The organism is Actinoplanes xinjiangensis (assembly GCF_003148685.1).
In the GTDB taxonomy this organism is placed as follows: domain Bacteria; phylum Actinomycetota; class Actinomycetes; order Mycobacteriales; family Micromonosporaceae; genus Actinoplanes; species Actinoplanes xinjiangensis.
Window position 1 is genome coordinate 230,586 of sequence record NZ_QGGR01000002.1, and the last position, 22,178, is coordinate 252,763.

The window sequence follows — 22,178 nt, forward strand, 5'->3', positions numbered from 1 at the left end:
CGATGAAACTGCCGATCTACGGCCCGCGTCTGCGCCGGGTCGCCCGCAACCAGTTCGGGTGGCGCAGCCTGCGACCCGGCCAGTTCAAGCCGATGCGCGCCGTACTGCGCCGCAAGGACGCCCTCGTGGTGCTCCCGACCGGTGCCGGGAAGTCGGCGATCTACCAGATCCCGGCCGTGCTGCTGCCCGGCCCGACCGTGGTGATCTCGCCGCTGCTCGCCCTTCAGCAGGACCAGATCGCCGCCCTCAACGACCGTGGCGACGCCCGGACCCGCGCGGTCCGGGTGAGCTCCCAGGAGACGCCCAAGGAACAGCGGGAGGCGATCGAGGCGGTCCGCCGCGGCGAGGCCGAATTCCTCTTCATCACCCCGGAACAGCTCAGCAACCCCGAACGCCAGGCCGAGGTGAAGTCGCTGAAGCCCGGCCTGGTCGCGGTCGACGAGGCGCACTGCATCTCCGCCTGGGGGCACGACTTCCGCCCCGACTACCTCACGCTCGGCGACATGATCAAGAAGATCGGCCGGCCGCCGATCCTGGCGCTCACCGCCACCGCGTCGCCGCCGGTCCGCGAGGACATCATCGCCCGGCTGCGCCTGGACAAACCGGAGATCCACGTCTCGGGTCTGGACCGGCGCAACCTGTTCCTCGAGGTCGCGTACTGCCCCGACGACAACTACCGGTGGCGCAAACTGACCACGATGCTCGACGAGGAACAGCGGCCCGGCATCATCTACGTCGCCACCCGCCGCAACGCCGAGGAACTCGCCGAACGCCTCACCTCGTCCGGCTACCCGGCCGCCTATTACCACGGCGGGATGGCCGCCGGCCTGCGCGAGCAGCGCCACGAGGAGTTCACCGACGACAAGGTCGACATCATGGTGGCGACCTCGGCGTTCGGCATGGGCATCGACAAACCGAACATCCGCTGGGTCGCGCACGTCGCCCTGCCCGACTCCCCGGACAGCTACTTCCAGGAGATCGGCCGGGCCGGCCGCGACGGCGAACCCGCCCGCGCGCTGCTGCTGTGGCGCTCCGAGGACGAGGCCATCCAGCGCTTCTTCCAGGGCGGCTCCCCCGACCTCGAGGAACTGCGCAACCTCGCCGGCGAACTGCACAAGGGACCGGCCTCCAAGACGGCGCTCCAGAAGGCGACCGGGCTCGGGCCCCGCAAGCTCGGGCAGTACCTCAACCTGCTGGAACAGGCGGGCGCCGTACGGCCCGGCTCGGGCCACAAACTGACCGTCCCGGCCCGTGCTCCGCTCCCCGCCGAGGCGGCCGAGGCGGCGGCGGCGGAACACGAACGGCAGCAGGCGGTCATGCGGTCCCGGACCGACATGATGCGCGGGTTCGCCCAGTCCCGGCAGTGCCGCACCGAGACGCTGCTGGCGTACTTCGGCGAGAACCTGAAGAAGCCGTGCGGCCACTGTGACAATTGCGCCGACGGCACCGCCCAGGAGATCGCCGCCGCCGAACCGGCCGGCCCGTTCCCGGTGCACGCCCGGGTCCAGCACGGCGAATGGGGCGGTGGCATGGTGATGAACTACGAGGAGGACCGGATGACGGTCCTCTTCGACTCGGTCGGCTACAAGACGCTGTCGGTGCCGGTCGTCGTCGAACAGGAACTGCTGGCGCGGGAGGCTCCCGCCTGAGCCACCGGACCGCGCCGGAAGCGCTCCCATGAGGTTGCGCGAGTGTGCCATCATGCGCACGTTGCCGGTACGGGGGAGGCGAATGTGGCTGCGTCAACCAAACGACGATCACCGCTCTGGGCGAGGATCTGTGTCGGACTGGGCGCGGTGATGCTGGTCACCGGCGGCGGAACCCTCGTCGCCGGCCAGGCACTCGTCGCCAAGTACACCGACGCGGTCACCGACGAGAGCCTCCTCGCGCCGATCCAGGCGCAACCCGCCCAGGCCGCCGAGGTCGCCGAGGTGAAGTCCGACATCGACGGCTCGGTCAACATCCTGCTCGTCGGCATCGACCCGCGCGACGACCAGACCGCGCCGCTGGCCGACTCCATCGTGATCGCGCACATCCCGCGGGACCGGCACACCGCGTACCTCTTCTCCATCCCCCGCGACCTGCGGGTGGACATCCCGGCGTTCAAGGCGTCCGGCACCGGCGCCGACCGCACGAAGATCAACGCCGCGATGGCGTACGGCAGCCGGCTCGGCGACGGCAAGTTCAGCCCGGCGCAGGGCTTCCAACTGCTCGCCGCAACCGTCGGCAACGTCACCGGGATCAAACGGTTCGACGCCGGCGCCATCGTCAACTTCGGCGGCTTCAAGAAGATCGTCGAGGCGATGGGCGGCGTCGAGATGGTCATCGACATGGACGTCAAGTCCGAGCACCTGGGACCCGACGGCAAGACCCGGGAACGCATCGCGCGCTGCCGCAACGACCACACGTCGGCCAGCTGCGCCCACCCGTACACCGGACCGCAGAAGTTCTACAAGAAGAGCGACAAGCCGGTACGGATGCAGGCGTGGGAGGCACTCGACTACGTCCGCCAGCGGTACGGCGCCGACATGGACGACTACGACCGGCAGCGGCACCAGCAGCAGTTCATCAAGGCGATGGCGAAGCAGGCGATGAGCCGCGACGTGGTCACCGACCCGGGCAAACTGCTCGCCGTCATGGACGCGGCCGGCGGCTCCCTCACCTTCTCCGGCAACGGGCACACCGTGCTGGAATGGGCGATGGAGCTCAAATCACTCAACGTCGACGACATGATCACGGTGAAGCTGCCGGGCGTGGGCATCAACGAGGGCCGCTACCTGGGCGAGCAGTTCGAGCCGGAGGTCGCCGACTTCTTCAAGGCGCTCGCCGAGGACCGGGTGCCCGGGTTCCTGCTCGACCACCCGACATTCATCAACGAGACCAACTGACCGTCCCCGCCCCACCGAAACAGCATCGGTGACGCCAGCCGCGACGGCTGGGATGTGCGCCGGCCCAGACAGCCGGAACGCCTTGGAATGCGAGCCACCCCAAGCAGCCTGAACGCCTTGGGAATGCGAGCCGCCTCAAGCAGACGGAACGCCCTGAGAATGCGAGCCGGCCCAAGCAGCGGGAAAACGGCTTAGGAGTGTCACCCGCCGCCGTCCCGGCCAGCCGTCGCCTTCAGGTGTTAGCCGACCAGACCCACGGGGACGGCGCCTCGGGTCTTAGCCGGCCCGACCCGCCGGGACGGCCCCTCGGGTTTTAGCCAGTCCGGCCCACCGTCCCGGCGCCTCGGGTGTTAGCCAGCCTGGCCCGGCAGGACGCCGCCTCGGGTGTTAGCCGGCCCGGCGGGCCGGGGTCGGGTTGTCAGCCGGCTCGGCGGGACAGCGTCTGCAGTGTCAGCGGGCCCATAGGGACGGCATCAGGGGGTCTCAGCCGGCGACGGCCTTGCGGAAGGCTTCTACGGCCAGGCCGGAGACCGCCTTGCCGTGGCCGAAGACGGCGTGGTCGAACTCCAGCTCCGCCAGACGGGCCAGGCTCTCACCGGCCCGGACCGGGTCCGCCGTGACCGCCCGCGGCGGGCCGGACACCCGGCCCCGGCGGGCGGCCGCCGCATCCCCGGCGAACAGCACACCACCGGCCCGGTCCAGCAGGAACGAGACATGCCCGCGGGTGTGACCCGGCGTGTGCAGGGCGGTGAACCCGGGCAACGGCTCGGAACCGTCGGTGGTGATCAGCTGGTCGACCTTGGTCGGCTGGACCGTGCCGATCAGGCGCCCGGCCAGCTTGCCCAGAAGGCCGGCCGGCTGCGCGGGCGGAATGTGACCACCGATCCACGGAACCTCGGCGGCATGCGCGATCACCCGGGCGCCGGTCTGTTCCCGCAGGGCGGCGAGGCTGCCGATGTGGTCGGGGTGATGGTGGGTAACCAGGATCGTGGTCACCTCGCCGAGCGAACGCCGAATACCGCGCAGACCACGCTCGATCAGCGGCAACCGGCCCGGCAGACCGGTGTCGACCAGGACCACACCGTCATCGGTGACGATCAGGTGCACGTTGACATAACCCACGCGGAGTTCGAAGACCCCGTCGACCACCTCTCGCACGACGACGATTCTGTCAGCCGCCGCAAACCCTGCCCAGCCGGCAGGCCGAGCGACCGAGTCCCGTCACCACACCGCGACGGGGAACAAGGTCGGCGGATACGAACCCAGCTCGTTCTGCAAGGCGCCCCGTAGAACATCGGGACTGCGCCACACGACCGAAACCCGTGTTCCGGGCCGAATCCCGACGATCACCGCTACCCCAACCGCTAACGCCCTCGCCGGCTGGCTCCCAGCGCTGCCTCAGCCCTCACGAGACAGCGGTGACAACCAGCCAAGGCCCAGCGGCTGGCTCCCACCGCTGCCACCACCCGCGACACAACGCTGACAACCAGCCGAGGATCGGCGGCTGGTCCCCACCGCTTCCTCGGCGCCCCGGAAACAACGGTGAGAGCCAGCCGAAGGCCGGCGGCTGGTCCCCACCGCTGCCTCAGCGCCCCTGAGACAGCGGTGAGAGCCAGCCGGGGGTCGGCGGCTGGTTGTCACCGCTGTCTCGGCGTTCCTGAGGCAGCGGTGGGAGCCAGCCGAGGGGTGGGGGTTTACGGGGGTGGGAGGTGGGACAGGGCCTGGGCCAGAGCGGTCAGGGTGAGGGCTGCGATCGCCACGACGGCGATGGTGCGAGCGGGGATGGGGGCGGGGCGTAGGTGGCGGAGGTGAGGATTGAGTACGGGATCACCAGCACGGTCGCGGTCACCAGGCCCTGTACGTAGCCTCGCACCAGCAGGGACTGTCCGATGTCGATCAGTCCGTGCCAGCCGAATACCAGGACCGCCGTGCGGGAGAACGTCGAGTGGCCGGCCGTGAGCACGCCTCGCACCGTTGCGGCCAGGACTGCGATCCCGAGCACGGTGGCCGCCACCGCGAACCGGGGCGTCGTCGTGCCGAGGCTCTCCACCAGGGCGGGTGGCCAGCCTTGCGCCAGCAGGCGCGGGACGGTGGCGGCCGACCAGCGGGACGCGGAGAGCGCCTCCTCGACGTTGTGTACCGCCCAGGCTACGAAAAGCCCGGAACAGACCAGCGGGCGAGACATGGAACTGATCGTCACAGGATGCAACGACGGCGGAAAGGGGTAGGTAAGAATGCTGACGGCCGCCACGGCGGCCGGCCGAGGGAGAAGGGACAAGCGTGTGACGGATCGACCGCTCTATGCCGAACTGGGGTTCACCGATGCCGAATGGGGTCTGCTGACCGGCCTGCCGCAGTCGGTGCTCACCGCTGCCAGCGCCGCCAGCCCGGACAGTGCGCGCAAGACCCGGGCGGAGAGCGCCGCCGGGCTGGACCGGATCTCGGATGCCCGGTCGTCGGCGAGCACGCTGGTCGCGGCGGTCGCCACGGCCGCGGTGGCCGAGGCCGGTGACCCGGAGATCGGCGAGGAGCCGCCGGTGATCCAGCCGGGTGACCCTGCCGGGTATGCGGCGGATGTGGTCGCCCGGGCCGCTGAGGTGGCGGCGCTGCTGGCCGTGAAGGCGTCCCCGGCCGACGCGGAGACCTACCGGCACTGGCTGGTGGAGATCGCCGACGAGGTGGTGGGCGCGGCCTCCAGCGGTGGGCTCCTCGGTATCGGCGGCGAGACTGTCACCGAGAGCGAGCGCACCTTCCGCGACGACCTCGCCAAGGCTCTCGCGGGCTGATCGTTTCCGGTCGCGGCGCCCCATCCCGGAGCGCCGCGACCCGCTCGCCGCCGGCCATCGCCCAGACGCCCTCTCGCTACCGACCCAACCGAGCTGAGCACCGGCCGACAGACCGCCGTCGCCCTTACCACGCACAACCGAGCTGGACGTCGACTGGCAGACCGCCGTCAACTGGCAGACCGCCGTGGCCGGCAGACCGCCGTTGGCCCCACACTTCACCGGCCGCATGACCGTGTTCAGCGCCGGCCGACGCGGACATAGGTCGTCAGCCGCATCACCATGCTGAGCGAGCGACAGCCGCCAGCCGGCCTCCGCCCGCGCACCTGCCGTTGGCCGCATCGCCGGTGCTGAGCGAGCGGCAGCCAGCCTCCGCCTGCACGCCTGCCGTTGGCCGCATCGCCGATGCTGAGCGAGCGATACCTGCAGCCGGCCTCCGCGTGTATTCCTGCCGCTGGCCGCATCGCCGGAGCTGAGTGAGCGACAGCTGCCAGCCGGCCTCCGCCTGCACGCCTGCCGTTGGCCGGATCGCCGTGCTGAGCGACGGCGAGGGGTGGCGGTGACCCGCGGATTCCGCCCGAGAGACGCGCTGGTGGGCGGGAGTGGCGCCTGCGTCGCGGGGACAGCCACGGTGCCGGTGTAGGCCGTACCGGATTATTGGGGTTCGCCGCGGTAGGTGCCGAAATGCCAGAGGTTGCCCTCGGGATCGCGGGCGGTGAAATCGTGGGATCCGTAGTCGGTGGTGAAGGGTGCGCGGAGGATTTCGGCACCGGCGGCGACCGCGCGGGCGTGCAGCGCCTCGATGTCGTCGGCGACGACGTAGGCGCCGAAGGTGCCGGGTTTCAGGTTCCACGGGTCGTCCGGGGCGTCGCGGACCGAGCCGAGCATGATGCCGCCGCCGGGTGGCCAGCTGAGTTCGGCGTGCGCGACGACGTCGCCCTCGCCGTGCACGGCCGTCGGTACGAATCCGAACGCGTCGGACAGGAAACGGATCAGGGCGCGGGCGTCGGTGGCCCGCAGCGTCGGCCACACCTGCGGCGGCGGGATCTTCGTGTCGGTCATGGGTTCATCGTCGCGAGTGGCCGGCGGTCAGGCTTGGACAAAACCGAACTCGTCGGCCAGCCAGCGCGACGGTGCGCAGCCGGCGAACGACCGGAAGTCGCGGACCAGGTGCGACTGGTCGGCGTAGCCGTGCGCGGCGGCGACATCGGCGAGCCGCACCCCGGGCCGGATCGCGCGACGGGCGCGGTCGAAACGGGCGATCCGGGCGGCCTCCTTGGGGCGGATGCCGAGTTCGGCGCGAAACCGGTCGGTCAGGTGGCGTCCGCTCCAGCCGATCCGTTCGGCCGCCTCGGCAACCGGGACACCGTCGTTGACCAGGTGGAACGCGTAGGTGACCGGGGCCGGGCCGGCGGTGTCGCGCAGCCGGCCGCCGAGCGCCCGGTCGAGCACCGCGAACCGGGCCGCCCAGTCCGGCGCCTCGGACAGCCGATCCCGGACCTCGCCGACGAACGGGTCCCCGAAGACGGCGGCGGCGTCCACGTCCAGGTTCGCCACCTCGGCGGCGGGCAGCCCGAGCAGCGCCCGGCAGCCTTCCGGCCGGACCGCCACCTGCACTCCCGACTGGCTGCCGTCGTGGCTGATCAGCGCGGGCGTGAGGTGCAGCCCGCCGAGGAGGGAGCGGTACCGCCCGGGGACCTGCCGCGGATCCGGGTGGGCGGCGATGACCAGCGGCTCGTCCAGCGTGAAGATCAGCGTCAGGTACGGCGACGGCAGCCCCCGATGCGTGGCGGGGGCGAGGCCGCGCTGCCGGTAGCCGGAGTAGAACGCGACGTGCGGCCGGAGCACCGGGGCCGGGCGGGCGTGCGCGTACTCGTCCATCCTCCGATTCTGCCGCTAATCGCGCCGGATCAGGCCCTGCTCGATGGCGGTGGCGACGGCGGCGGCCCGGTCGCGGACGCCCAGTTTGGTGTAGGCGTGCAGCAGGTGCGTCTTGACGGTGGCCTCGCTGATGAAGAGGCGTTTCGCGGTCTCCCGGTTGGAGCAGCCGCGGGCGGTCAGTGTGAGGACCTCGATCTCCCGCTGGCTGAGAGGCTCCTTGGCGGGTGAGCGGAGCTGGCCCATCAGGCGGCCGGCGACGGTCGGGGACAGCACCGACTCGCCGCGGTGGGCGGCCACGACCGCGCGGAACAGTTCCTCGCGCGGGGTGTCCTTGAGGAGGTAGCCGGTGGCGCCGGCCTTGATCGCGGGCAGCACGTCGCTGTCGGTGTCGTAGGTGGTCAGCACCAGGACGCGGGCGGCGGAACCGCGGGCTTTCAGCTCCCGGATGGTGGTGACGCCGTCCATCACGGGCATCCGCAGATCCATCAGGACCACGTCGGGGGTGACCGCCTCGGTGACCGCCAGGGCCTCCCGGCCGTCGCCGGCCTCGCCGAGGACGGTGAACCGGTCGTCGCCGGCGAACATGCCGCGCAGGCCGTCCCGGACCACCGGGTGATCGTCCACGATGACGACCCTGATCATGCCGCTCCCCCTAGGGCCAGTGCCGGTACGCACGCTGAGATGGCGGTGCCTCCGCCGGGTTCGGACTCGACCTCGAGGGTGCCGGCGACGCGGCTGAGACGTTCCCGCATGGCGCGCAGGCCGTAGCCGCCCTCGTCGGTCACCTCGCGCGGGGCGTCCGGGTCGAAGCCGGTGCCGTCGTCGCGGACGTCGAGTGTCACGACGTCCTCCATGTAGGACAGTGTGAGACCGACCCGGCCGGCGGCGGCGTGTCTGGCCACGTTGGCGAGCGCCTCCTGGGCGGTCCGCAACAGCGTCGTCTCGATCTCCGGCAGCAGTGGCCGGGCGGTACCGGTGGTGGTCAGGTCGGCGCGGACACCGTGCAGGTCGGACCAGCCGTGCAGGACCTCGCCGAGGGCCTCCGGCAGACGGGCCGCGTCCAGGTGCTGGGGTCGCAGGGCCTGCACTGAGCGGCGGGCCTCGGCCAGGCTCTCCCGGGCCAGGCGTTTCGCGGCGGCCAGGTGCCGGTCGCGGTCGCCGGGGTGTGACTCCGCCGCCTCCAGCTGGGTGACGATGCCGGTCAGCCCCTGCGCGAGCACGTCGTGGATCTCGCCGGCCATCCGCTGCCGTTCATTGTGGACACCGGCCTCGTGTGCCTGGACCAGCAGTTGGGCGTGCAGGCCGGCGTTCTCCTGAAGGGCGGCGGCGAGTTTAGCGTTGGCCTCGGCGAGCTGGTCGATCCGGCGGACCCGGGTGTCCGCCACGCGCTCGTCCCGCAGTGTCACCCAGGTCATGGTCCCGGCGATCAGCAGGTTGCAGAGCAGGACCGCGAGGAAGATGACGTAGCCGTCCTCCTCGGCGGCGATGGTGTTCCATCCACCGATCTGGGACATCGCGTTGATCGTGGCCACCGGCAGGGTGCCCACCAGCTGCCAGCGGCCGGGCACGGCATAACCGAGGAAGATGTAGCCGGTCCAGGTGAAGACGCCGAAGAGCGGGCTGCACATGACCAGCAGGAAATTGAGAGTGAGCAGACCGGCCAGGAAGATCAGCATCAGGCCCCGGCGGCGCTGCCAGCCCGGGTGCAGGTCGACCCACCAGGCGATCCAGGCGGCGGTCACGAGCGTGACCGCCGCGGTCGTGCCGAGGTCGCGCTGGGGCAGTTCCTCGACGCCCCGGGTGACCACGGACAGCAGCAGTGAACCGAACAGGGTTCCGTACGACAGCCAGGTGATCCAGAGCTCGCGGGACGCAGCCGGTCGCTCCAGCGCCTCGGGCTTGCGCATCGTCACTCCCAGCGGAAGAGCTTGATCGCGGCGGCCCCGCAGATCACCAGGTATCCCACCAGAACCGTAATCGAGAGCAGCGCCGGCGACTGTCCCATGAGGGCGTCGGTCATCAGATCCTGGCCGGCGGCGAGCGGGGTGAAGTCGCCGATCCGTCGCAGGATCTCCGGCATCAGCTCGCGCGGCACCCACAGGCCGGCGAAGAACATCAGCGGGAAGAACAGGAAGGTGCCGATCGCGTTGGCGGTCTTACCGGTCGGCGCGACGGCGGCCAGGAGCAGGCCGAGGGAGAACGCGCCGGCGCAGTTGAGCAGGACCGCGAGCAGGAACAGGGCCGGGTTCTCCGGGAACGGCACGTCGAAGGCGAGGATCGCCACCGTGTAGACGAGCACCATCGACACCAGCACGGTGACCAGGTTCATCACCAGTTGCGCGGCGAGCAGCGTGACCGGCGGCGCCGGTGTGGTGGCGAGCCGCCGCAGGATGCCACGCTCGCGGTAGGTGGCCAGTACCGACGGCAGGCCCTGTAGTCCGATGATGCCGATGGCCAGGCCGAGCGCGAGGCCGGCGTACAGGTCGATCACCCGGAGACCGCCCAGTTCCGGCGGGGCCTCCTTCATGGTCGGTACGTTGCCGAGGATCAGCACCAGCAGGACCGGGAAGAGCAGGGTGAAGAAGGCGTAGAGCGGGTCGCGGAGAGTGAGCCGGAACTCGGTCAGCGTCAGTTTCGTGAAGACGGACATGCCGGTCACTCCTTGCCGGTCAGGTGGACGAAGGCGTCGTCGAGAGTGGACTGCTCGAGCGTCAGATCGGCGGCCACGACGCCGTTGCGGGCGAGTACCGAGACGACCGCGTGCAGCAGGTTCCCGGTGCCGACGACCTCGATCTTCGGACCGTTGCGGCGCAGCTCGCGGACCTCGGGCAGCACGGTGAGCAGTTCGTCGGAGATCGGCGTGGACGGCCGGAACCGGATGCGCTGCTCGTTGCCGGTCCGCTCGACCAGGCCGGCCGGGGTGTCCAGAGCGGCCACCGCACCCTTGTCGATCACCACGATCCGGTCGCAGAGGCGCTCGGCCTCCTCCATGAAGTGGGTGACCAGCAGCAGGGTGACGCCACGGTCCCGGATGCCGGAGATCAGCTCCCAGGTCTCCCGCCGGGCCTGTGGGTCCAGGCCGGTGGTCAGCTCGTCCAGGATGGCGATCTCGGGGTTGCCGATCAGGGCCAGCGCGATCGACAGGCGCTGCTTCTGACCGCCGGAGAGCTTGCCGAAACGCGACTTCAGCTTGGCGGTCAGGCCCAGGTCGTCGGCGAGGGCACGCCAGTCGGCCGGGTTCGGGTAGAAGGAGCTGTAGAGCTCCAGCGCCTCCCGGACGGTGATCTTGTCCTGGAGTTCGCTCTCCTGCAGCTGCACGCCGATGCGGGAGCGCAGGGCCGGGTCGCCGGCGGTGCTGCCGAGGACCGTGATCGACCCCGAGTCCGGGGTGCGCAGGCCGGCGATGCACTCGACGGTGGTGGTCTTCCCGGCGCCGTTCGGGCCGAGGATGCCGAAGATCTCACCGGGTTCGACACTGAAGGACACGTCCCGTACGGCGACGGTCTCGCCGTACCTCTTCGCCAGGTTCTGGACCTCGATGACTGTCATGCATAGAGCGTCGCCCGGCGACCCCGGTGCCCGAATCGAACAGCGGGCGGCGGTTCCGGTCCACCGATCGGTTGATGCCGCCCTACACCGCGTCTTCCACCACGGCCGCCGGTGTCCGGCGCAGACTCGCGTAGACCGAACCGACCTGCGCGGCCACCCGCTTCCACGAGTAGGCCTGCCGTGCCCGGTCCAGCGCCGCCGTCGCGTAGGTGAACCGCCGCACCTTGTCGTTGACCAGCCGGCGCAGGGCACCACCGAGCGCCCGCGGATCCCGCTCCGGCACCAGGTCCCCGGTGAGTCCGTCGACCACCGTCTCGGTGAGCGCACCGGACGCGGGGCCGACGATCGGCACGCCGCAGGCCATCGCCTCGAGCGCAGCCTGCTCCTCCCACGGGGTCGCGATCAGCACGTCGGCGGAGCGGTACCAGCTCGGCAGGTCCCGGTGCGGCACCGCGCCGACCAGCCGGAACCGGTCGGCGACCTTGAACTGCTCGGCCATCGACCGGAGCAGCCGGGCCCCCGGGTCGGCGGTCAGCTGATCGGCCGGCGGGCCGCCGACCACCACCACCTCGGCGCCGGGAACGTAGCGCATCGCCTGGATGACGTCACCGAACCCCTTGCGCTCGACCAGCTTGCCGACCGACAGGATGCGCGGGCGCTCCGGGTCGCGCTGGACGGCCGGGCCGTCCGGGGTGAACGTCTCGCTGTCCACACCGGCCGGGACGACCGTGAGACTGGCGCGGGGCACGCCGATACGGACCAGGCCGCGCACCTCCTCCTGGGTCTGTGCCACCACCCGGTCCACCGCCCGGCCGAGCGCCCGCTCGTATCCGGACCGGGACGGGCCGTGCGCCGCCTCACCGAACTCGCCGAGCTCGTGGAACGACTGCACCACCGGGATGTTCAGCTGCCGGGCGGCGGTCACCGCGGCCAGACCGCTGGTCCAGAAGTGGGCGTGCGCCACGTCCGGTTGCCAGCCGTGACGCCACTGCTCGCCGAGGATCCGGGCGAACTCGCCCATGTACGGCAGAACCAGGTCGGACGGGAGTGGCCGGGGCGGACCGGCCGTGATGTGGACCAGGTGCACACCGCTCGGGGTGACGACCACCTCGGCGACGTCCGGGTCCTCGCGGCGGGTGTATATCCGGACGTCGTGACCCAGCTCGGCCAGCGCGGCCGACAGGTCGGCGACGTCGGCGTGTTCGGAGATCATCGCAATGTGCACGGGGTCTCCTCCAGGGCCGGGATCAGGTACGCGCAGCAGTTGCCCGACAGCACGAACCGTAAACATGGGCCGCCAGTTACGGAACCTGTGAGCAGGGTAAACCGAATGCCGTGGCTATCGTGACGCGAACCGTTCAGGCCCCACCCGACCAGGTCTTCGCCGTTCTCGCCGACGGTTGGACCTACAGCGACTGGGTGGTCGGCACCGTACACATCAGGGACGTCGAGCCGGACTGGCCGGCCCCCGGCTCGAAACTCCATCACAAGGCCGGCCCGTGGCCGCTGTCGCTGCACGACGAGTCGACGGTCCTGGCCTGTGCGCCCGGCCGCTCGCTGCGGCTGAACGCCGGCCTGTGGCCGCTCGGGGCGGCCGAGGTCGACATCCGGCTCACCCCGGTCGGAGACGGCGGCGCCACCCGGGTGGAGATCGAGGAGGACTTCACCGAGGGACCCCTGCGGTGGGCCCGCAACAAACTCAACGACCTGCTGCTGCACCGCCGCAACGTGGAGACCCTGCGCCGGCTCGCCGACATCGCCGAACGTCAGCGGTAGATCACCCGGTGGGCCGCGCCGATGACGGCCGGGTAGAGCGGATTGCCGTCTCTGGCCAGCGCGGCCCGCGCCGCGTTGGCCCCCGGCGCCCCGTGCACCCCGCCGCCCGGATGCGCCGACGAGCTGCCGAGGAAGAGCCGGTCGACGGGGGTGTCCGCGCGCCCGAGCCCCGGCACCGGCCGCAGGAACAGCTGCTGGAACGCCGCGGCGGTGCCCCCGCCGAGGGCACCGCCGACGAGCGACGGGTTCTCCCGCTCCATGTCGCCGGGCGCGAACACGTTACGGGCCACCACGGCGCGCCGGAAGCCGGGCGCGTGCTCCTCGATCACCGCCTCCATCCGTTCGACGTGTTCGGCGATCTCGTCGGCGGTCCACGACGCGCGGTGCGGCAGGTGGGTGTACGCCCACAGCGACTCGGTCCCGTCCGGTGAACGGGTGGCATCGGTGGTGGTCATCTGCCCGAGCAGCAGGAACGGGTTCGGCGGGATCTCGTCGGACGCGAGGTGGGCGGCGTACCGGGTGAGCCCGTTCATGTCGGCGCCCAGGTGCACGGTGCCGGCTCCCGCGGCCGCCGGGTTCTTCCACGGCATCTTGGACCGCACCGCCCAGTCGACCTTCACGGTCGCTCCGTCCCAGCGGAAGTGGGCCATGTCCTCGGTGAGCCGAGGCGGCAGCCAGCGATCGCCGACCAGGTCGAGGTAGAGCGCCGGCGCGGGCACGTCGGCGATCACCGCCCGGCGGGCCCGCCAGTCACGGCCGTCCGCCGTGCGTACCCCCATCGCCCGGCCCCGCGCCACCAGCACCCGGGTCACCGGAGCGTTGTAGACGATCTCCCCCGGGAACCGGCGGACCAGAGCCGACGTCAGCTCCTGCGCCCCGCCGACCGGGGCGGGCCAGCCGACCTCCTGGCCGAGCATGGCGAGCAGCCAGCCGTAGACGCCGCCGCCCGCCTCCTCCGGTGACAGGTCGGTGTGCAGGGCACAGCCGGCCAGCGCCAGGGACGCGCCCTCGCCCTCGAACAGCTCGGAGCCGAGCTCCCGCACCGACAGCACCAGGCGGCGGGCCAGCCGCAGCGCACCGCCGACCCGGAGCCGCCGGAGCAGCCCGGCACTGCTGCGGACCGGCGGGAAGGGGGTGAACAGCGTGTCCACCATCGCGTCGGAGACCGAGCGCCAGTCCTCGTAGGCGTTGCGCCACCGGTCGCCGTCGCCGGGCGCGAACTGCTCCATCGACGCGGCGGTCCGGTCGACGTCACGGCTGACCGTGGCGGCCCGCCCGTCCGGCAGCAGGTGGGTGAAGACGTCCGGTGCGTGCGTCCACCGGACGTCGAGGTCCAGGCTCTTCAGCACCGGGGAGGCGTACCCCAGCGGATAGAAGGCGCTGAACAGGTCGGAGAGGTAGCCGGGGGCGGTCACGTGCCCGGAGCGGACCGCCCCGCCCGGTTGCGGGGTGGCCTCCAGCACCCGGACCGTCCACCCGGCATCGGCCAGCAGGTTCGCCGCGACGAGGCCGTTGTGCCCGGCCCCGACGACGATCGCGTCCACGTCGTCCACAGTTCGCAAGCTACCCGGTGTTTAGGGCATCCGCCCCCGGGCACCCCCTTTGACAACGGAGCGGGTCACCGGCCCGCGGGACCCGAGGGTCCCGCCGAGGTCAGGCGGCGGAGCTGTCGACGCCGCGCCGGCCCGCAAAGGGCTTGTAAGGCTAGTGAAGGGAGAAATGCGTGAGCACGGTCACCGAGTTCGTTGACGTGAACGTCCCGGTTCGCACCGCCTACAACCAGTGGACCCAGTTCGAGGAGTTCCCCCGGTTCATGGAGGGCGTCAGCGAGATCAGGCAGCTCGACGACACCCACACGCACTGGAAGACGGAGATCGCCGGCATCAAGCGCGAGTTCGACGCCGAGATCACCGAGCAGCTGCCCGACGAGCGGGTGGCCTGGCACGCGACCGACGGCGAGAAGCAGGCCGGCGTGGTCACGTTCCACCGCATCGACGACACCCACACCCGGGTCACCGTGCAGATGGACTTCGACCCGCAGGGCTTCGTCGAGACGGCCGGCGACAAGCTGGGCGTGATCGACCGGCGGGTGAAGAGCGACCTGCACCGGTTCAAGGAGTTCATCGAGAGCCGTGGCGGCATCGAGACCGGCGCGTGGCGTGGCCAGGTCGACCGGCCCGGCATCTGAACGATCGGCGCACCCTGAACGAATCGGCTCTGCGAGACGGCCGCCATTCCGGCGGCCGTCTCCGCCGTTTCCGGGACTTTCCGGCGGGTATGCCAACAGTCATGACCGATTCACGCGACAACGAGACCTGGCGCGACGAGGAGCGACTCCCGCTCAGCGAGCTCAACAAGGCGATGGCGAGCTGGGACACCGACGGCCAGAACGACCCCACCGACAACGACGCCGGCGCGGACCCTTCGGCCACCGGAGGCGAGCGGCCCAGCACGACCGGACGAACCGGACCCCACTGATTTTTTTGTACGGTCTACGCAGGGTTCCGAGCCTACGGACGGCCCGGTGGGCGAAACACCGGGCCGAAGCCCGGCCGCCGGGCTGACGCGGTGGTCAACGCGACCCCGTCACCCCTCTGCCCCAGCCCGGCCATCCGGCTGACGCGGTGATCAACGCGCGCCCGTCACCCCTGCCCCAGCCCGGCCGTCCGGCTGACGCGGTGATCAACACGCGCCCGTCACCTGCCCCAGCTCGGCCGTCCGGCTGACGCGGAGATCAACGCGACTGCGCTGGCCCGGTCCGCGTCGGCTTCGCTGATCTCGCGCTGGTGAGCGGTTTGCCCGTCCGGATCGGGTCGTCCGTTCGGCGCGGTTCAGTGGTCAGTGCCGGTTTCCGGACGGGCGCCGGTCCGCGATCAGGCTTCGCGGCCCGGCCGGACCGGCCTGATGCGGCGTCCTGGGGGACCTTCCGGTCGGCCGGGTCGGGCCCGGCCTTACGCACACCCGGCCGCCCCGGCCCCGGTTGCCGTGTACCTCGCCGATCGGGCTCTCGCACACCCTGGTCCCGCTTACCCCGTCCTCGCTGACCAGGCTCCCGCTGACTCTGGTCCCGCGCACTTCGCCCTCGCTGACCCGGCTCCCGCTGACCCGGCTTCCCGGCACCCCGCCGGCCCGGTTCCCGCGCACCCGGGTCCCGCGTTCCGGGCGCCGAGGTGGGGCGCCGGTCTCCGGTCGCCGGACCGGGCTGCCCGGCGGAAGGTGCCGTGCCCGGTTTCCGGAGCACCGCATCCGGGTCTCCGCTGGGCGATTCGCGGTCCGGCGGGCGACGGATGACCAGGCCACCGATACCGCTTTCGGCGCGGATCGCGAACCGGTTCCGGGCCAGGCCGAAGCCCGGTTCCCGGAGCACCGCCCCGGCGCCGGTGCCGTTGTTGGCGATCCAGGGTGTCTCCACCGATCCGGCACCCTCCGCGAGGTGGACACGAACCGGAACACCGCGCCGCACCGACACGATCGCCGTGCCGATCCCACCGGTGAAGACGACCGGCACCGTCCCGTCCGGCTCCGGCAGCCACACCTCGGCCAGCCCCGCGGCACCGACCTCGACCCGCTGCACCCGCCCGTCCCGCAGGTTGAGCTGCTGCTCGCCCGCCCCGGCCGGGAGGCGGATGTCCCACCGCACACTCCGGTTCAGGACGATCCACACCTCGTCGAGCCCGTCCCCCTCGGCTTCGGACAGCCGCACCGTGACCCGGCCACCACGGCGCTCGACGACCGGCACGACACCCGCGTCGGAGGCGGTGCTGATCCGGTAGAGCAGGCCCGGCAGCCGCGCGAACCGTACCCGTACCCGCGCCGCGGCATCACCCACGGTGAGCCAGGCGGCGGTCCGCCCGTCCAGCGGCCCGGCGACCACCCGCTCGTCCACCACCGGCGCGACGATCGGCGAGGACGGCCCGGTGGGCGCCGTCCAGACCATCGCGACGCCTCCCACGGCCAGCGCCGCAACCCCGGCGGCGACGACAATTGAGCGACGGAGACGCAAGTCGGTGGGCACCATCGGACAACGGAGAATCGGCCGAACGGGTGACGGCGATCTGCCCATATCGAGCCAGACTATCCGGGTGCGATCTGTCGGTTTCCTCTCCGAGCGTCAGCGCCGCCTCGCCTGGGTCGGCTTCCTTCTGGCTGCCTTCCAGGCTCCGTTGGCAGCAAAGCTGGTTGATGACGCGTCCTGGTTCTTCGCCGTCGTAGTGGCCATGGTGGTAGCCACCGTGATCATCGCCGACGACGCCGAGCGCCGCCGCCCCGAAACAGTCGACTACTCGGAGTAACCCGACGGACCCTCCCGCCACCGGCCGACGGCTCGCTTGCGCGCTCTCGGCCGGCCCCCTCACCGGCCCCGCCGTCCTTCCCACCGGTCGGCGACCTGGCCCGCTGTCGCCCGAATGAGCGGCCACCCGGCCATCGTCACGCCCATCGGCCGACGGTTCATGCCGGCTTCCAGGCCACTGCCAGCGCACCGCCTCGGGCTCGTTCCGCCCGGGGTCGTGCCGGCTTCCAGCCCGTAGCCCACGGACCACCTCGGCCCGTGCCAACTCGGCCCTGGCTCGTGCCGCGCCGGCTCCTGCCGGCTTTCCAGGCTGCTGCCTGCGGACCGCCTTCGGGGACCGTTCAGTCCGTGCATCGCGGGCCGTCGTCCTGGCGCCGCGATCAGCCGGTGGTGTCCGCCACCACCGCGATCAGTCGGTGGATTCCTCGACCCGTCCGGGCCGGGCCTCGTGCCCCGGTCGGCCGTGGGTGCGGCGGCGTTCCTTGAGTTCCGCCTCGTACAGATGCCGTCGACCGCCCGCCAGTCGTTCCCGCGCATCACGCTCGATGTCGCGGAACTCGGCGTAGTACCCGTCGTCGAACTCCTCGACGATCTGGAACGTCCAGTGCCCCGGAATGACGTTGCGCCCGATCAGCTCCCGCTCGATCCGCTCAGCCGTCTCGGTGTGCCCCGCCTGCATGAACAACGAGACCGCGTCATCGAGCGCGAAGTCCGCCTGCCCGATGAGCTGGTGCGCACTGTAGAGATGCCCGCGCACCCGTTCCACGGTCTCCAGGGCCTCACTGAGCTTGCCGAGTGCCTCGACGGTGACGTCGTTCAGCCCATCGGGCCGCCGGTGCGCCGAGTCGGGCCCGCTCTCCACCACGGCCGGCTCCTCACCGCCGCCCGTAGCCGCGTGCTGTTCCGCCACGCTCATTCTCCGCTCCCTCCACACCGCCACCAGCCAGAACGCTTCCACCCGCCGCCTGGCGGATTCCCTCACCGGCCCACCCGGCAGACAGCGGCCGGACGGCGTGGTGCGCGTCGCCGGCCGGCACTCAAGGCGATTTCCCGGGTTCGGCGAGTTCAACCTGCCTGCAACGGTGATGGACCCGTCGGTCACCCTGGGCTACCTAACGTTCTTCTCATGAATGGCCTGTTCAGCAACGCCGCCGCCCGCGCTGCTCAGCGCTCCGCCCACGCTTCGCTCGCCGACCTGACCGCCGCTGTCGGCGTGACCGGTCTCGCCGCCGCCCAGGCGAACCCCGGCCTCATGTCGGTGATCGACCAGCACGCCGCCGGCGTCCGGGACAGCCTCAACGCCGACTCCCGTCCACTGACCGCGATCCTGCTCGCGGCCTACGCCGAAGGTGTTCGCGACGCCGCGTTCCAGCACGGCTGGGCCGCTCCCGAGGGCGACATCGACTGGTCCGACAGCGACTGGGTACTCCGCCGTCTCCTCGCCGTCTGCATGCTGGCCACCACCCTGCCGGCCCCGAACTGACCAACCTCCCGGAACAGCGGCATCCCGCCACCCCGAACCGCGGCCCACGGCAGCGAATCCCGGTAGCAGCCGCTCCACCCTGACCGTCCCGGCCGGCTGATTCGGCCAGCCCTGCCACCCGAATCCCCGACCATGAAGGCCGGCACCGGAACCCCGGTGCCGGCCTTCCGTCATCCCACCTTCGCTCTTCCCGCTACCGCCCACCCGCCTCGGGGTCCCCCCAGCCATGGTCCTGCCGCCGCCGGGCCTCCCCATCGTGGTCCTCCGACCTCCGACCTCCGGGCTCCCGCCTCGGGCCTCTTGGCCCCAGTCCTCCCGCCGTGCCTCCCCGCCGTAGTCCTCCGGCCTCCAGGCCTCCGTGTTCGGGCCGTCAGGCCGTGGTCCTCCGACCTCCGGACCTCACACCTCCAGGCCTCCGTCTTCGAGCCGCCAAGCCGTAGTCCACCGGACCTCGCACCTCCGGGCCTCCAAGCCGTGGTCCTCCCGCCTCCGGGCCTCTCGGCCGTGGGCCTGCCGCACTGGTCCTCCCGCCTCTGGTCCGCCCCGTCGTGGTCTCCCCGCGTCCGGTCACATCGGCCGCGGGCCTTCCACCGTCGGTTCCTCTCTTCGCGAACCGATCCGATCTCTTTCAGAGTGGCTTTCTCCGCTGCTGCCCGGCGTACTCACCGTGGGCTCCTCCACCCCGGGTCGCACACCACCCAGCCGATCAGCGCCGGCAGCCGCGGATTCGTCAGCCTCGGCCTCCGCGACGGGCAGCGGCACGAGTTGGGTGCGTTCCCCGTCGTCTTCGTCGATCACCACGGCCGAGCCCGTCCCCGTTCCGCGGACGACTGTCGGTTCGTCACTGACGTCCGGCCCACGGGTGATGATCGAGGTCGTCGGCTCCTCCGAACCCGGCAGAGTCGCCGTCGGCTCCTCCCCACGAGAAAGGAAGGTCGTCGTCTCATCACCATCCGCATCCGCCGGATCAAGGACCGGCCCACCGGCCGACAGAACCCTGGTCGGCTCCTCAACCGTGGGACCATCCGCCGAGTAACCGCCGGGCGGAAGGAGTGCCGTCGGCTCACCTTCGGTCACGCCACCGGACCGCCACTCTTCATCCGGCGACGGCGGCCCCAACGGTTCACCGGGCTCTGAACCAGACGCCGACCCACCGCCGGGTGAGATGAACGCCGTCGGCTCGTCGGCTGTCGCCTCGCCGCCGGGCGGTGGCTCACCGCCGGGCGGTGGCTCGCTGACATCGGCCGGAGCGGACCGTGAGGGAGCCGGCTTGGGCCGTACTCCGGGGGTGAGGAGTGTGGTTTCGGCGGCTCCCGTTCTCACGAAGACCGTGTCGTCCTCGTCGCCGAGGCCGGGATCGGTGGGCAACTCGTCGTAGCGGTCGAAGCCCGGAATCATGTGGGGCCGGTCATCCGTCGGCGCGACGATGACCTGTGTCTCGTCGCTGTCCTGTTCGCGGGCGCGGCGTTCCTCATCAGCCCAGCGGGTCTCCCACGCCCAGTCGTCGGCCTCCTCCGGATATTCGGGACCGGCCATCGGGGCGCCCTCGGGCTCGCGGCTTCGAACGGCGGAAACGTCTCCGCTGTCGGGCCCGGCCGATCCAGTCGAGTCAACCGCCGACCCGGCCGGTGCCGTTCCGAAGTCATCGTCACCGCCGTCCAGGCGTAGGCCCGGCCGGACCGGAGATTCACCCGACCCAGCAGGCGCCGGCGACCCAACAGGGCCCGGGTGGACCGGAGACTCAGAGGACCCGGCAGGTCCCGGCCGGACCAGAGACTCATGGGACCCGGCAGATCCTGACCACCCGGCAGACCCGCCTGGCCCCGCCGGCTTCGCTGACTCGATCGGTCGGCTTCCGGCTCCAGGTGCCGACCCGCTGGAGAACGCCGCTGTGGGCTGGTCCTCGATGTCCGGCTGTGCTCCGCCTGGCTCCGGCCGGAACTCGGGAGCGGAAGTTCGGTCGTCCGCTGCCGGCCGGGTCGCGGTCCCCGAGGTGGGGCCCGCCATGGCTCCGGCCACGACCGGAGTCGCCGCTTCCGCGCCTGGCTCCGGCCGGAACTCAGGAGCGGAAGTTCGGTCGTCCGCTGCCGGCCGGGTCGCGGTCCCCGAGGTGGGGCCCGCCATGGCTCCGGCCACGACCGGAGTCGCCGCTTCCGTTCGGCGGTCCTCGGAGGCCCGGCGTACTTCGGCGGCCAGGTCGGCTTCACCGGCACGGCGAGCCTCTCCTGCGCGGCGCCGAGCATCGGTGAGCCGTGCTCCCGGTACCGGCAACGAGTCGGCCTCACCCTGCCCACCGGTGGCCGGACCGATGTCGGGCTCACCCACTGCACCGTCATGCCCGGTGGAGCCGCCGGGCGTCTCGGGCGCGGCCATGGCGAAGGTGTCATCGGAACCGCTGGGATCAGCGGGCCTGAGAGAGGTGAAACCGATGACATCGGCGGAACTCCTCGACCTCGCGCTCCCGGAACCCGCGGGCCGCTGGTCAGCAGGTCCTGAGCCGGCCGGGCCAGACCCAGCCGGATCGGAACCAGCCGGATCGGAACCTGCTGGATCGGAGCCTGCCGGATCAGAACCGGGCGGGCCGAATCCTGCCGGATCGGCACCGGGCAAGCCGGAACCAGCCGGGCCTGACCCACTCGGATCGGAACCGTGCGTGCCGGAACCAGCCGAGCCGGGCTCACCCGGATCGGAACGGGGCCGGCCGGCACCGGCCGGGCCCGGATGGGGCCGAGGCGCAGCGGCGGGGGCGTCAGGGGTTTCGGCGCTGGTGGGTGGCTGCTCGGTGGCCTGCCGGGATCGTTCTTCCGCGTAGGCGCGGGCCTGTGAGCGGATCGCCACCGACTCCGTGGCCGCGCGGTCGAGCCATCCTTCCCAGCGTTGCTGCATGGGCCGGATGAGGCCGCCGCCGACGCCCACGATGATCACCCCGGCGACGGTGGCCAGGATGGTGATCAGCAGGGGTCTGGTCACCGAGGTGGCGATGCCGATCTGGTCCAGGCCGGCGATCACGCCCAGGGTGACGATCACGGCGGCGGCCGCCTTGGCGAGGACGCGGGCGTAGGTGAGGCCGCCGAGGACGGCGAGAGCGAGATCGTGGGCGGCGCGGGCGATCGCCGTGGTGACCACGACGATGACGATGGCGACGAGGACCTGTGGCAGCCAGGAGATCAGGGCGGTGATCAGGTCGCTCGCCGGGTTGGGCCCCCACACGCCGAATGCCGCCTGTAGGCCGAACAGCAGCACCACGAAGAAGACCAGCCGGGCGCAGACGTCGGTGATGCTGGGGGTGCCGGGCCTGAGCAGGCGCCCGGCCGGCCCGCTCTGGACGGCGCGGTCGAAGCCTGCCCGCCGCAGTGTCTTGGCCGTGACGGTGCGGGCCAGGCGGGCCAGCAGGTAGCCGGCGATCAGGATCAGCAGCGACACCAGGACCGTCGGCAGATAGAGCACCACGGACCGCCACATGTCGTTCAGGCTTCGGGTCAGCCCGTCTCCGGTCATCCGTCCTCCCTGACTCGCCGAGGCGGGGC

21 protein-coding genes are annotated in these 22,178 nt (G+C 71.5%); 8 read left to right on the forward strand and 13 right to left on the reverse strand.

Going from position 1 to position 22,178, the window contains the following annotated elements:
* Window positions 1-2 precede the first annotated feature (2 nt).
* Together BC793_RS04570 and BC793_RS04575 are read left to right on the forward strand one after the other, a co-directional pair.
* The gene (locus BC793_RS04570) at window positions 3-1,649 is read left to right on the forward strand and encodes a RecQ family ATP-dependent DNA helicase (protein WP_109589498.1); all 1,647 of its coding nucleotides are present in this window, start codon (window positions 3-5) and stop codon (window positions 1,647-1,649) included.
* A gap of 150 nt (window positions 1,650-1,799) precedes the next feature.
* Window positions 1,800-2,888, forward strand: a complete 1,089-nt coding sequence (locus BC793_RS04575; protein WP_109589500.1) for an LCP family protein — start codon at window positions 1,800-1,802, stop codon at window positions 2,886-2,888.
* Window positions 2,889-3,371: 483 nt separating this feature from the next.
* Here BC793_RS04575 and BC793_RS04580 read toward each other — a convergent pair whose 3' ends face one another.
* Both BC793_RS04580 and BC793_RS04585 read right to left on the reverse strand, forming a co-directional pair.
* Complete coding sequence (locus tag BC793_RS04580; protein ID WP_239170131.1) at window positions 3,372-4,046, reverse strand: MBL fold metallo-hydrolase; 675 nt, start codon at window positions 4,044-4,046, stop codon at window positions 3,372-3,374.
* A gap of 577 nt (window positions 4,047-4,623) precedes the next feature.
* A complete protein-coding gene (locus BC793_RS04585) occupies window positions 4,624-5,073 on the reverse strand; it encodes an HXXEE domain-containing protein (protein WP_109589504.1) in 450 nt (149 codons plus the stop codon).
* Window positions 5,074-5,170: 97 nt separating this feature from the next.
* Here BC793_RS04585 and BC793_RS04590 point away from each other — a divergent pair, with 97 nt between their 5' ends.
* Window positions 5,171-5,674, forward strand: coding sequence for a hypothetical protein (locus tag BC793_RS04590; RefSeq protein ID WP_109589506.1), 504 nt, complete (start codon window positions 5,171-5,173; stop codon window positions 5,672-5,674).
* Window positions 5,675-6,325: 651 nt separating this feature from the next.
* Here BC793_RS04590 and BC793_RS04595 read toward each other — a convergent pair.
* From BC793_RS04595 to BC793_RS04625, 7 genes are all read right to left on the reverse strand, one after another.
* Window positions 6,326-6,733, reverse strand: coding sequence for a VOC family protein (locus BC793_RS04595; protein ID WP_109589508.1), 408 nt, complete (start codon window positions 6,731-6,733; stop codon window positions 6,326-6,328).
* Window positions 6,734-6,760: 27 nt separating this feature from the next.
* A complete protein-coding gene (locus tag BC793_RS04600) occupies window positions 6,761-7,552 on the reverse strand; it encodes an AraC family transcriptional regulator (protein ID WP_109589510.1) in 792 nt (263 codons plus the stop codon).
* A gap of 15 nt (window positions 7,553-7,567) precedes the next feature.
* Window positions 7,568-8,194 (reverse strand): response regulator, encoded by a 627-nt coding sequence (locus BC793_RS04605; RefSeq protein WP_109589512.1) that lies wholly within the window; start codon window positions 8,192-8,194, stop codon window positions 7,568-7,570.
* Complete coding sequence (locus BC793_RS04610; RefSeq protein WP_109589514.1) at window positions 8,191-9,459, reverse strand: sensor histidine kinase; 1,269 nt, start codon at window positions 9,457-9,459, stop codon at window positions 8,191-8,193. The genes BC793_RS04605 and BC793_RS04610 overlap by 4 nt, the downstream gene beginning before the upstream one ends.
* A gap of 2 nt (window positions 9,460-9,461) precedes the next feature.
* Entirely contained in the window at window positions 9,462-10,202 is a 741-nt protein-coding gene (locus BC793_RS04615) for an ABC transporter permease (protein WP_109590323.1), read from the reverse strand.
* A gap of 5 nt (window positions 10,203-10,207) precedes the next feature.
* Window positions 10,208-11,101: an ABC transporter ATP-binding protein gene (locus BC793_RS04620; RefSeq protein ID WP_109589516.1), complete on the reverse strand. Its 894-nt coding sequence runs from the start codon at window positions 11,099-11,101 to the stop codon at window positions 10,208-10,210.
* Between the two features lie 82 nt (window positions 11,102-11,183).
* Complete coding sequence (locus tag BC793_RS04625; RefSeq protein ID WP_239170130.1) at window positions 11,184-12,326, reverse strand: glycosyltransferase; 1,143 nt, start codon at window positions 12,324-12,326, stop codon at window positions 11,184-11,186.
* A 119-nt stretch (window positions 12,327-12,445) separates the two neighbouring features.
* On the opposite strand from BC793_RS04625, the gene BC793_RS04630 reads away from it, so the two are divergent.
* Complete coding sequence (locus BC793_RS04630) at window positions 12,446-12,877, forward strand: SRPBCC family protein (protein ID WP_307784575.1); 432 nt, start codon at window positions 12,446-12,448, stop codon at window positions 12,875-12,877.
* Here the strand turns inward: BC793_RS04630 and BC793_RS04635 are convergent.
* Window positions 12,868-14,430 carry a phytoene desaturase family protein gene (locus BC793_RS04635; protein ID WP_109589522.1) on the reverse strand — a complete coding sequence of 521 codons (1,563 nt, stop codon included), beginning with the start codon at window positions 14,428-14,430 and terminating at the stop codon, window positions 12,868-12,870. The genes BC793_RS04630 and BC793_RS04635 overlap by 10 nt on opposite strands.
* A gap of 170 nt (window positions 14,431-14,600) precedes the next feature.
* Between BC793_RS04635 and BC793_RS04640 the strand changes: the two genes are divergently transcribed.
* Entirely contained in the window at window positions 14,601-15,065 is a 465-nt protein-coding gene (locus BC793_RS04640) for an SRPBCC family protein (protein WP_109589524.1), read from the forward strand.
* A 101-nt stretch (window positions 15,066-15,166) separates the two neighbouring features.
* Window positions 15,167-15,355 (forward strand): hypothetical protein, encoded by a 189-nt coding sequence (locus BC793_RS04645; protein WP_109589526.1) that lies wholly within the window; start codon window positions 15,167-15,169, stop codon window positions 15,353-15,355.
* A gap of 256 nt (window positions 15,356-15,611) precedes the next feature.
* On the opposite strand, the gene BC793_RS50495 is transcribed toward BC793_RS04645, so the two are convergent.
* Window positions 15,612-16,880: a YML083C domain-containing protein gene (locus BC793_RS50495; protein WP_146246187.1), complete on the reverse strand. Its 1,269-nt coding sequence runs from the start codon at window positions 16,878-16,880 to the stop codon at window positions 15,612-15,614.
* 4 nt (window positions 16,881-16,884) lie between these two features.
* Between BC793_RS50495 and BC793_RS04655 the strand changes: the two genes are divergently transcribed.
* Window positions 16,885-17,169 (forward strand): hypothetical protein, encoded by a 285-nt coding sequence (locus tag BC793_RS04655; RefSeq protein ID WP_239170129.1) that lies wholly within the window; start codon window positions 16,885-16,887, stop codon window positions 17,167-17,169.
* Between the two features lie 408 nt (window positions 17,170-17,577).
* Here BC793_RS04655 and BC793_RS04660 read toward each other — a convergent pair whose 3' ends face one another.
* Window positions 17,578-18,084 carry a hypothetical protein gene (locus tag BC793_RS04660; RefSeq protein WP_239170128.1) on the reverse strand — a complete coding sequence of 169 codons (507 nt, stop codon included), beginning with the start codon at window positions 18,082-18,084 and terminating at the stop codon, window positions 17,578-17,580.
* Window positions 18,085-18,294: 210 nt separating this feature from the next.
* On the opposite strand from BC793_RS04660, the gene BC793_RS04665 reads away from it, so the two are divergent.
* Window positions 18,295-18,651, forward strand: a complete 357-nt coding sequence (locus BC793_RS04665; protein ID WP_109589529.1) for a DUF6401 family natural product biosynthesis protein — start codon at window positions 18,295-18,297, stop codon at window positions 18,649-18,651.
* A gap of 567 nt (window positions 18,652-19,218) precedes the next feature.
* Here the strand turns inward: BC793_RS04665 and BC793_RS50500 are convergent.
* Entirely contained in the window at window positions 19,219-22,149 is a 2,931-nt protein-coding gene (locus BC793_RS50500) for a mechanosensitive ion channel family protein (RefSeq protein ID WP_109589531.1), read from the reverse strand.
* Between the last annotated feature and the right edge of the window lie 29 nt (window positions 22,150-22,178).

Coding starts and splice junctions, on each gene's coding strand:
- BC793_RS04570 (WP_109589498.1), top strand. CDS start 3: ATGAAACTGCCGATCTACGGCCCGCGTCTGCGCCGGGTCGCCCGCAAC.
- BC793_RS04575 (WP_109589500.1), top strand. CDS start 1,800: ATGCTGGTCACCGGCGGCGGAACCCTCGTCGCCGGCCAGGCACTCGTC.
- BC793_RS04585 (WP_109589504.1), bottom strand. CDS start 5,073: ATGTCTCGCCCGCTGGTCTGTTCCGGGCTTTTCGTAGCCTGGGCGGTA.
- BC793_RS04595 (WP_109589508.1), bottom strand. CDS start 6,733: ATGACCGACACGAAGATCCCGCCGCCGCAGGTGTGGCCGACGCTGCGG.
- BC793_RS04600 (WP_109589510.1), bottom strand. CDS start 7,552: ATGGACGAGTACGCGCACGCCCGCCCGGCCCCGGTGCTCCGGCCGCAC.
- BC793_RS04605 (WP_109589512.1), bottom strand. CDS start 8,194: ATGATCAGGGTCGTCATCGTGGACGATCACCCGGTGGTCCGGGACGGC.
- BC793_RS04610 (WP_109589514.1), bottom strand. CDS start 9,459: ATGCGCAAGCCCGAGGCGCTGGAGCGACCGGCTGCGTCCCGCGAGCTC.
- BC793_RS04615 (WP_109590323.1), bottom strand. CDS start 10,202: ATGTCCGTCTTCACGAAACTGACGCTGACCGAGTTCCGGCTCACTCTC.
- BC793_RS04620 (WP_109589516.1), bottom strand. CDS start 11,101: ATGACAGTCATCGAGGTCCAGAACCTGGCGAAGAGGTACGGCGAGACC.
- BC793_RS04645 (WP_109589526.1), top strand. CDS start 15,167: ATGACCGATTCACGCGACAACGAGACCTGGCGCGACGAGGAGCGACTC.
- BC793_RS04660 (WP_239170128.1), bottom strand. CDS start 18,084: ATGAGCGTGGCGGAACAGCACGCGGCTACGGGCGGCGGTGAGGAGCCG.
- BC793_RS04665 (WP_109589529.1), top strand. CDS start 18,295: ATGAATGGCCTGTTCAGCAACGCCGCCGCCCGCGCTGCTCAGCGCTCC.
- BC793_RS50500 (WP_109589531.1), bottom strand. CDS start 22,149: ATGACCGGAGACGGGCTGACCCGAAGCCTGAACGACATGTGGCGGTCC.